This window comes from Streptomyces sp. NPDC126510 (genome assembly GCF_040302345.1).
Classification (GTDB): domain Bacteria; phylum Actinomycetota; class Actinomycetes; order Streptomycetales; family Streptomycetaceae; genus Streptomyces.
The window spans coordinates 1-7,933 of record NZ_JBEORR010000081.1 but is presented as its reverse complement, the minus strand read 5'-3'; the positions used below and the strand labels follow the sequence as shown (position 1 = coordinate 7,933).

11 protein-coding genes and 1 pseudogene are annotated in these 7,933 nt (G+C 69.4%); 7 read left to right on the top strand and 5 right to left on the bottom strand.

Annotated elements, in window-relative coordinates; translation table 11 throughout:
- Positions 1–89 precede the first annotated feature (89 nt).
- Together ABTX60_RS42850 and ABTX60_RS42845 are read right to left on the bottom strand one after the other, a co-directional pair.
- Positions 90–542, bottom strand: a complete 453-nt coding sequence (locus ABTX60_RS42850) for a phosphatase PAP2 family protein (RefSeq protein ID WP_352102026.1) — start codon at positions 540–542, stop codon at positions 90–92.
- Positions 543–701: 159 nt separating this feature from the next.
- The gene (locus ABTX60_RS42845) at positions 702–1,751 is read right to left on the bottom strand and encodes a YihY/virulence factor BrkB family protein (protein WP_352102025.1); all 1,050 of its coding nucleotides are present in this window, start codon (positions 1,749–1,751) and stop codon (positions 702–704) included.
- A gap of 211 nt (positions 1,752–1,962) precedes the next feature.
- On the opposite strand from ABTX60_RS42845, the gene ABTX60_RS42840 reads away from it, so the two are divergent.
- Complete coding sequence (locus tag ABTX60_RS42840; RefSeq protein ID WP_352102024.1) at positions 1,963–2,580, top strand: hypothetical protein; 618 nt, start codon at positions 1,963–1,965, stop codon at positions 2,578–2,580.
- 12 nt (positions 2,581–2,592) lie between these two features.
- Here the strand turns inward: ABTX60_RS42840 and ABTX60_RS42835 are convergent, their stop codons facing one another.
- A complete protein-coding gene (locus tag ABTX60_RS42835) occupies positions 2,593–2,979 on the bottom strand; it encodes an STAS domain-containing protein (RefSeq protein WP_352102023.1) in 387 nt (128 codons plus the stop codon).
- Positions 2,980–3,142: 163 nt separating this feature from the next.
- Between ABTX60_RS42835 and ABTX60_RS42830 the strand changes: the two genes are divergently transcribed.
- The 4 genes from ABTX60_RS42830 (at position 3,143) to ABTX60_RS42815 (ending at position 5,667) form a co-directional block, all read left to right on the top strand.
- Positions 3,143–3,607 carry an ATP-binding protein gene (locus tag ABTX60_RS42830; protein WP_352102022.1) on the top strand — a complete coding sequence of 155 codons (465 nt, stop codon included), beginning with the start codon at positions 3,143–3,145 and terminating at the stop codon, positions 3,605–3,607.
- A 515-nt stretch (positions 3,608–4,122) separates the two neighbouring features.
- Positions 4,123–4,638 (top strand): hypothetical protein, encoded by a 516-nt coding sequence (locus ABTX60_RS42825; RefSeq protein WP_352102021.1) that lies wholly within the window; start codon positions 4,123–4,125, stop codon positions 4,636–4,638.
- A 197-nt stretch (positions 4,639–4,835) separates the two neighbouring features.
- On the top strand, positions 4,836–5,279 hold the full coding sequence (mscL, locus tag ABTX60_RS42820) for a large conductance mechanosensitive channel protein MscL (RefSeq protein WP_352102020.1): 444 nt from the start codon (positions 4,836–4,838) through the stop codon (positions 5,277–5,279).
- Positions 5,280–5,436: 157 nt separating this feature from the next.
- Positions 5,437–5,667, top strand: a complete 231-nt coding sequence (locus ABTX60_RS42815; protein WP_502992503.1) for a DUF6207 family protein — start codon at positions 5,437–5,439, stop codon at positions 5,665–5,667.
- A 1-nt stretch (position 5,668) separates the two neighbouring features.
- On the opposite strand, the gene ABTX60_RS42810 is transcribed toward ABTX60_RS42815, so the two are convergent.
- Complete coding sequence (locus tag ABTX60_RS42810; protein ID WP_352102019.1) at positions 5,669–5,911, bottom strand: hypothetical protein; 243 nt, start codon at positions 5,909–5,911, stop codon at positions 5,669–5,671.
- A gap of 256 nt (positions 5,912–6,167) precedes the next feature.
- Between ABTX60_RS42810 and ABTX60_RS42805 the strand changes: the two genes are divergently transcribed.
- A complete protein-coding gene (locus tag ABTX60_RS42805) occupies positions 6,168–6,353 on the top strand; it encodes a hypothetical protein (RefSeq protein WP_352102018.1) in 186 nt (61 codons plus the stop codon).
- Positions 6,354–6,701: 348 nt separating this feature from the next.
- On the opposite strand, the pseudogene ABTX60_RS42800 reads toward ABTX60_RS42805, so the two are convergent.
- Positions 6,702–6,990: pseudogene (locus tag ABTX60_RS42800) on the bottom strand (transposase); the annotation flags it as partial.
- 86 nt (positions 6,991–7,076) lie between these two features.
- Between ABTX60_RS42800 and ABTX60_RS42795 the strand changes: the two are divergent.
- Positions 7,077–7,933: MBL fold metallo-hydrolase (locus tag ABTX60_RS42795; RefSeq protein WP_352102017.1), on the top strand; the 857-nt coding region annotated here is incomplete at its 3' end.

Here is a 7,933-nt window from a genome sequence, read left to right as displayed (position 1 = left end):
ACGGCTCGATCACCGCCCACGATTCATCAGTCAGCTCATGACGACGCACCACGAACAGACCAACGACGCCGCCACTTTGCGGACACGACCTAGGGCCAGTGGCGCAGGATCAGGTGCGGGGCGCGGCGGGTGAGCCAGGCGCTGGCCAGGCCGATGGCGGCGCCGGCGGCGACGTCGCTGGGGTAGTGGGCGCCGCTTTGCACACGTTCGATGGCCACCATGGCGGCCGGCACCGCGCACAGGGCACCGGCCAGCGGCCAGGTGGGGGTGATGGCGGTGGTGAAGGCGACCGCGGCGGCGGTGTGCCCGGAGGGGAAGGAGGAGGAGTCGGGACGGTCCTCGACCTCGTCGTGCGGGAACCACTGCTTCGGGGGCCGGGGACGGTCGGCCAGCTGCTTGCACACTCCGTTGGAGACCAGCTGCGCCACGGCCACCGCCGCCAGGCCCGTGGCTGCGGCCTTGCGGCCGCGCCAGCCGCCCCGCCACGCCATCATCATCGCGGCGCCGCACCACAGCTTGGTTCCCTCTGCCGTCTGCTCCACCGCTGACAGCGTCCGGTGAAGGCCGGGTGAGGCACTGGCAGCGAGCCGCTTGGTCATACTCCGGTCGGTCTCACGGATCCCTGCCAGCAAGCTCATAGCCTGTCGGGTATCCCGAAGATCACCGACCATGCCCGGCGACCCGGACGCGCTGCGGCGCGGTCAGGTCTCGTCCAGGCGGCGCCGGTCTTCCTCGTCCCATTTCCGGGTGTCGCGGGGCTGGGTGTACGGCTCGGCCTCCGGCGGGTGTCCGCCGGCGATGGCCCGCTGCCGTAGGGTCTCGGCGTCGAACTCCAGGCCCAGCAGGATGGCCAGGTTGGTGATCCACAGCCAGACCAGGAAGACGATGACGCCGGCCATCGTGCCGTAGGTCTTGTTGTACGAGGCGAAGTTGGCGACGTAGAACGCGAACCCGGCGGAGGCGATCATCCAGATCAGCAGGGCGAGGAAGCTGCCCGGGGTGATCCACCGGAAGCCCTTCACCTTCGCGTTGGGGCTGGCCCAGTACAGGATCGCGATCATGAGCGTGACCAGGACGACCAGCACGGGCCACTTGGCGATCGACCACACCGTCAGCGCGGTGTCCCCGATTCCGAGCGCCTGCCCGGCCTGGCGGGCCAGGGGGCCGGTGAAGACGACGATCAGTGCGCTGATCACGGCCAGCACCATCAGCACGACGGTGACCCCGACCCGCACGGGCAGGACCTTCCACACCGGGCGGCCCTCGGGCATGTCGTAGACGGCGTTGGAGGTGCGGATGAACGCCGCCACGTAGCCGGACGCCGACCAGATCGCCAGCGCCAGCCCGACGACGGCCATGATCGAGCCGATGCCGGCGTTGCCCTGCAACTGCTCCACGGCCCCGGTGATGATGTTGCGGGCGGAGCCGGGGGCGAACTGCTGGAGGTTGTTCAGCACCGTGTCGGTGGCGGACTTGCCGGCGAGGCCCAGCAGGGAGACCAGCGCCAGCAGCGCGGGGAACAGCGACAGGATCCCGTAGTACGTCAGGGCCGCGGCGCGGTCGGTCAGCTCGTCGTCCTTGAACTCCTTCAGGCTGCCTTTGAGAACCTTGCCCCACGATGCTTTGGGCAGCTTGGTCGGCGTATCCGGTGCCCGCCGCTCAACCTCAGGCCCCGGCCCAACCTCCTCCGGTGCCAGCACCTCGTCACTGCGGTGGTGGTCTTTTCGCCCTGGAAGATGCAGCTTTGCCATACCCGGCCGAGTAACCCCGCGGGCATCGCCTTACGCCCCCGGCCGCCCCTATACATCTGGTCGACAATCCAAGGAGTGCCCGCAACCAGGATGCTGCCCGGCTTCATTCGTCAGCACCCGAGGTGCGGCCTGTCATGGGGCGGGCCACAGTGGACGGACGCAGTGCCCATGCGCTGCTGGTCTCGCAGTCCACCGAAGGGAAAGTCCCGAGATGTCGCAACGCAACACCGTCCTCCGCAGCCTGCACGACCTCGGACTGGCCGCATGGTTCGGCGGCTCCTTGATGGGCGCAGTGGGTCTCAACGGCGCGGCACGAGCCGAAGGGGGCACGCAGGCGAGCACCGCACGGATCGCCAGCTCCGGCTGGGCGAAGTGGGCGCCGGTGAACGCCGCGGCGATCGGAACTCATCTGGTCGGCAGCAGCGGCCTGCTCGGGGCGAACGCGGCACGGGTTGCCACCCAGCAGGGAGTGGCCGCCTCCACCGTGGCCAAGACAGTTCTGACCGGGGCCGCCCTGGCCGCCACCGCCTACAGCCGGGTGCTGGGCAAGAAGATCGAGCTGGCTTCCTCCAGCGACCCGGAAGACACCGAGAAGGTCCACGAGCACCCCGTCGACACGGAGAAGGCGCAGCGGCAGCTCGGCTTCCTGCAGTGGACCATCCCGGCCCTGACCGGCGGCCTGCTCATTCTCAATGCGCTGCACGGAGAACAGCAGCGCCCCGAGGAGCAGGCCCGGGGGATGTGGCAGCGGGCCATGAGCCGGGCGCCGCACATGCCCCCCACGCCGCACATGCCGCCGATGCCGGACTGGCGCTGGATGCAGCACTGACTACCCCGGTTTTCAGGGTCCGAGTGCCTCACGCAGGTTGGCTCGGCAGTCGATGACGTCGTCAACGCCGACGATCTGCAGGGTGCGCATCACTGATCCGGCGGGGCCGGCCAGGCGTATCCAGCCGCCTGCCGCGGTGACGGCTTGGTAGGCGGCGATGAGGATGTTGATGCCGGTGGAGTCCATGAAGGTGACCTGTCGCATGTCGATCACGATGCGGGGCCGGGCGGTGTCGGAGACGTTCAGGGCCTGCCTGAGCTGATCGCCGGTGTCGCGGTCGATCTCACCGGCCAGGGTCAGCACGCGGACGCCGTCAGTGGCGGTGGACAGGACCGACAGCCCGACCGGCCGCGGTGCCTGCTCAGCTCGTTCGGGGTCGGTCATGTGCCCTTCTGCCATGTCGGTGATACTGGCACACCAAGACCTTCACCCAGCAGTGCTGCCCGGCACAGTGCGGGTAATGCCTTCGCCTCGAGGGCGTAAAGCGTGTACCACGCATGCGCGGGTACGCGCGGGGGTGTGAACGGGGTATCAGAGGCGGGCCGCGATGGAACCAGTGTCGATGGGTGAGGACAGCGCGGCCCCGGATGAGCAGGCTATACAGACCACGGTGGCCCTGGAAGGCGACGGCACGTGCATCGCCGACGCCCGACACCTCGCCGCGGACTTCCTGACCTGCGTCCAGGCCGAGCATGGCATTCCGGTATCCGCACGCGCCATGGACCTGACCCGGCTGGTGGTCAGCGAGCTGGTCACCAACGCCCGCAAGTACGCGCCGGGACCGGTGCTGATGGATCTGCGCATCGCCGGCGACGCGGTCGAGGTGGTGGTGTGGGACTGCGATCCGGTGCTGCCGGTGGCCCGGGCCGCCGACGCCGGGCGGGTGGGACAGCACGGCCTGGAGATCGTCATGGCCGTCGCCCAAGGCTTCGAAGCGCAGCGCGAGCCGGTCGGCAAACGGATCACCGCCCGCATCGCCCTGCTGGACGACCCCGGCGGCACCGTCGCCGGACGCCGGCCTCTATAGAGCGACGCGGCCGCCCCCGATCAGACGGAGCGTGAGTCGGCGGCGTGGCGGGCCAGCGCTGCGTGTAGTTCCCCGAGAAGGACATCGGGCAGCGCCGCGCCCTGGCCGTGCTTGCACCGTGAAGCCGTCGCCCGGGGGAAGCTGCCCCAGGACCGTCAGGACGCCGATGGCCTGGTCGACGACGGCATGCGAGGCGAGCGCCTGCTGCAACTGTCGGTTCTCCGCCCGCACCCTCTCCAGCTCTGCCGCTAGTTCGTCGGCCGACGCCGGCGCGGACTGCGGGTGGGGATGGGCGGATGAGGACATGGCAAATCACCGAGAAAGACAGCGGACAGGGGCACCCCCACACGCCTGCCCCGGTTGCCTTCCAGCATCCATCCGACCTGAGCACGTCACTACCCGGGAGTCCCCCGCAGTAGCTCTCCGGGGGGACACCGCGGCGCTGGGCGCCCCCGGGCGGGGTGCCCGGCGCGCTGGAACGGGTAGCCGTCGGTTGTTCGGGCACCCGAGACGTCATGCACGGACAACATGCGCGTCCCACCAGCAGCAGTCTCATCGGCCAGGCCTCCACAGCCGAGACATCGCCGCCCGGCCCCGACGGCGCCAAGCACTCACGCCGAGACCGGCGCACCGGCCGCCTACGCCGCCGCGTCCTCGCCTACCGGGCAATCGATTTCCTGTCCACGCACATCCCGGACGACCCCGGCCCGGGCGACGAATGCCTGCTCCTCGTGCACACCCGCCAGGTCGTCGGCCAGGTCCGCTACCGGATCTGCACTGACTGCGCCCAGGGCGTCATCACCACCGTCGCCATCGACGAGCGCTTCCACAGCACCGGCCTGGGCACCCGTGCGCTGTCACACCTACAGTCCCGCCACCCGGGACTGACCTGGCGCAGCACACTGCGCAAGCGCACCACCCGTGATCTCCTGCGCCGGATGCGCATTCCCACAACCACTTCTGCCACGCCCTGCCCCCACGCTCACCAGACACTCGCTGCCCCGGCCGGCCCGATACTCGCCAGCGGCTGACCCCAACGCTCACCGGTCACAGCGCACGGTGGAGAAGGCACCCCCTCAGGCCGCGATGGCGTGCTTGACTACCTCACCGCGCCGCACGGCGGAGCCGGCATGGAGGACGGGTGGCAGGGCATCCGAGGCGAAGGGGATGGGCTGACCGCGCTTTCGGTGCCGCCCGTCGACGTCTAGAGCCTCTTAGGGGTGAGAAGGTGAAGGGCTTCCGCAACTTCATCCTGCGCGGCAACGTGGTCGACCTGGCCGTCGGCATCGTCATCGGGGCAGCGTTCACCGCCGTGGTGAACGGCTTCGTCAGCGCCTTCCTGACACCACTCGTCGGACTGGCCACCGGCGCCACCGGCGACATGAGCCACAAGACCTTCACCCTAGGCGCCACCGAGTTCCCCTACGGCGCCTTCATCAACGCGGCGATCAGCTTCCTCCTCCTAGCCAGCGCCCTGTACTTCCTGGTAGTGCTCCCGATCAACAAGCTCCACGAACGCCTCGCCCCGCACCACGACGTCCAAGCCCCCAAACGGGACTGCCCCGAATGCCTCAGCCCCGTACCCGCCCAGGCCCGACGCTGCGCCTCCTGCACCGTCTCCCTGCCCGCCGTACCCGCTCAGGCCGGGGAGACAACCCAGCGCGCCGGGTGACCCGACCTCCATGGCCCGGCCTGCGTTGCCGGGCCCGTCGCGGGCACGCCCGTGGTGACCGTAGTTAGCGACGGCGTCCGATGCCGAACCGCCTGCATGGCTTCACGGTCGGCGCTACGGTGGCGGCGCTCGCCGACGAGACCTGACGTCGCTGACATTGAGCGAGCCGGGCCTGGTCGTCGTAGACGTGGTGGCCGCCGACGATGCCACTGCACTCGCCTTCCAGCAGCTGCTCGCCGATCGGAGGGCGACGGCGACAGCGGAGCGCACGACGCGGGACGCCAGTCAGCCCGGCGTACGGCTGCGCTGCTACCTGGACCTGCGCCAAGAGCTCACCGCGGCCGCCGTGGTCGGCCCGACCATGGAACCGACCATGGTCCGGCCCTGATTCATGACAAGGTGCCGCCTTCGCCGAACAGGGGCACCTCCTGGACGTCGACGTCCGCGCGGATGCGGTGGGGGCGGGCCGGGTGCCGCCACCGTCCGGCGCTGTCGCGGGCGACGTCGACTTCCATCACGACCTCCGGCTGCACCAGGACGGCATCGAGAGTGCGCGGCGTTCCCCACCCTGCCGAGAACGTCCAGCCCGTCCACGGGTACGCGCCGTGCGGCGGGGCCACATGGGCGGCCACAGCGCGGCCGGCGGCCCGCGACAGAGTGGTGCTACGGCCGATTTACTGCAGGCGGCCCGCCGTGTCGTAGCGGCCCAGCAGCAGCGTGCGGGGCGCGGCAAGCGACCCAGTGACCGCGCAGATCGAGGCCGTCATGTCCGTGCCGCGCCGTGAGCGCAGCAGCACCCGCCCGCCCGCGTACACGGCGAGCTGCGCACGGTAGCCGTCCCACTTCTGTTATGCGCTGTTGAGCTGTCCACGGCTATCGTCCAGCGTCATGTCGATCACAGGGTGGCGGGTGCACTTCATCCGGCGAGACCTCGCGTGGCCGAGGGAAGTGAGCCCATTCATAAGGGAGTTCAGTGCGCTGTTCGGCGATCTGGATCAGCGGCTGGATGACCTGGGCGTGTCCGAAGGTCAGCCGTTCCTGATCAGTCCGGCGGGCGAGTACGACGTCGCCTGAACCGCTATTTCTCGGTGTGGCCGGCATCTTCACCGTGGAACACTCAGGCCGCGCATGCCCGGGACCAGGGTTCGTCCGAGCACAGCCGATCCGGCGGATGGACAACGGACAACAGCAAACCCTGTCCATAATTTCAGCTCCGCGGCCCAGCCCGGCCGCAGTCGCGGCTCGGGCACGGGCGAGCTCAACATCGGCTCCGGCAGCGTCCACATCACGCACCATGCCTTCGGAAGGGGGGTGCACTGGTTCGTGGCGCGCCGGGAGGACTGGTCGGGCTGCTGAGCGGGAAGCGGTTCGTCGGCTTCATCCGAGCCGGGGCGGCAGCCGCCTGCGGGAGCCCGCACGTTTCACCCAGTCGATCGCGCAGCGTGACCAGTACTTGCCGCGCGAGCCGAGTTCGTCGAGGACGAGGCGGTGCAGCTTCGCCCACACCCGGGCGGCGGACCACTCGGTGAGGCGTCGGTGCGCGGTCGACCCCGACGGGCCGAAGACCGGCGGTAGCTGCCGTCAGGTGCAGCCCGTCGTGGCCACGAAGATGATCACCGTGAGGACTTCGCGGTCCCCGTATCGGCGCCGGCCCCCCGCCCTGTGGTCGCATTGGAGCAGACGGAACCACACGTTGAAACAGCTTCCACAAATGGCACCAACGTCTCGATCACCTCCGCTCCCGTGTCCCGAAAATGCCTGCTCACGACCACGGCATGCCAGCTAGTGTCCTTTGGCATGCAACTGACCGTTCTCGGCGGCTGCGGGGCGTGGCCCACCGCAGTCCAGGCATGCAGCGGCTACGTCGTCGAGCACTCGGGTTTCCGCCTGCTCATCGACCCTGGGTACGCCACGCTGCCACGCCTGCTCGACCACAACACCGTCAACTCCATTGACGCCGTGCTGATCAGCCACGGACACCCCGACCACTGCGCCGACCTCAACCCTCTCCTGCGCGCCCGAGGCCTGAGTGACACGCCACCGCCGGCACTGCCCGTCTACGCACCCCACGGCGCTGCCGATGCCGTCCTCGCACTCGACAAACCGAGCATGCTCGCCGAGGCGTACTGCCTTCGGGAGTTCCAGCCCGGCGACCGGTTCGACATCGGCCCATTCAGAACCGACACCTGGCTCCTGCCGCACTTCGTACCCAACGCCGGCATCCGACTGACCACGCCGGACGCCGTGCTCGCCTACACCGGTGATACGGGTCCGAGCCGCGACATCCTGCGCCTCGCCGAAGGTGCTGACCTGCTGTTGTCGGAAGCCACGTACGTCCACCAGGTACCGGCCGCCGACGCACCGTATCTGCTGACCGCACGGCTGGCCGGCCAGTACGCGAGCCAGGCGGGCGCTGCCAGGCTCATGCTCACCCACCTGTGGCCAGGGACAGATCCGAAAGCCGCACACGAAACAGCCGCGCAAACCTTCCGGCGCCCCATCGACATCGCCACCCCCGGGCTCGTCACCAACCTCGCCACTGGAAGCGGTCATACGGCTCCTAAAGGGTGTTGCAGAAGGCTTGGCGGCGGGCATGGCTGGGTGATGGCTGACCTGCTGTTTCACCCTGCCATGGCGAGGTTGTGCATGGTGGC

Excerpts from the sequence above, each read along its gene's own strand:
- ABTX60_RS42835 (WP_352102023.1), bottom strand. The coding sequence starts at position 2,979 with ATGGCAGAAGGGCACATGACCGACCCCGAACGAGCTGAGCAGGCACCG.
- ABTX60_RS42805 (WP_352102018.1), top strand. The coding sequence starts at position 6,168 with ATGTCGATCACAGGGTGGCGGGTGCACTTCATCCGGCGAGACCTCGCG.
- ABTX60_RS42845 (WP_352102025.1), bottom strand. The coding sequence starts at position 1,751 with ATGGCAAAGCTGCATCTTCCAGGGCGAAAAGACCACCACCGCAGTGAC.
- ABTX60_RS42840 (WP_352102024.1), top strand. The coding sequence starts at position 1,963 with ATGTCGCAACGCAACACCGTCCTCCGCAGCCTGCACGACCTCGGACTG.
- ABTX60_RS42830 (WP_352102022.1), top strand. The coding sequence starts at position 3,143 with ATGGGTGAGGACAGCGCGGCCCCGGATGAGCAGGCTATACAGACCACG.
- ABTX60_RS42825 (WP_352102021.1), top strand. The coding sequence starts at position 4,123 with ATGCACGGACAACATGCGCGTCCCACCAGCAGCAGTCTCATCGGCCAG.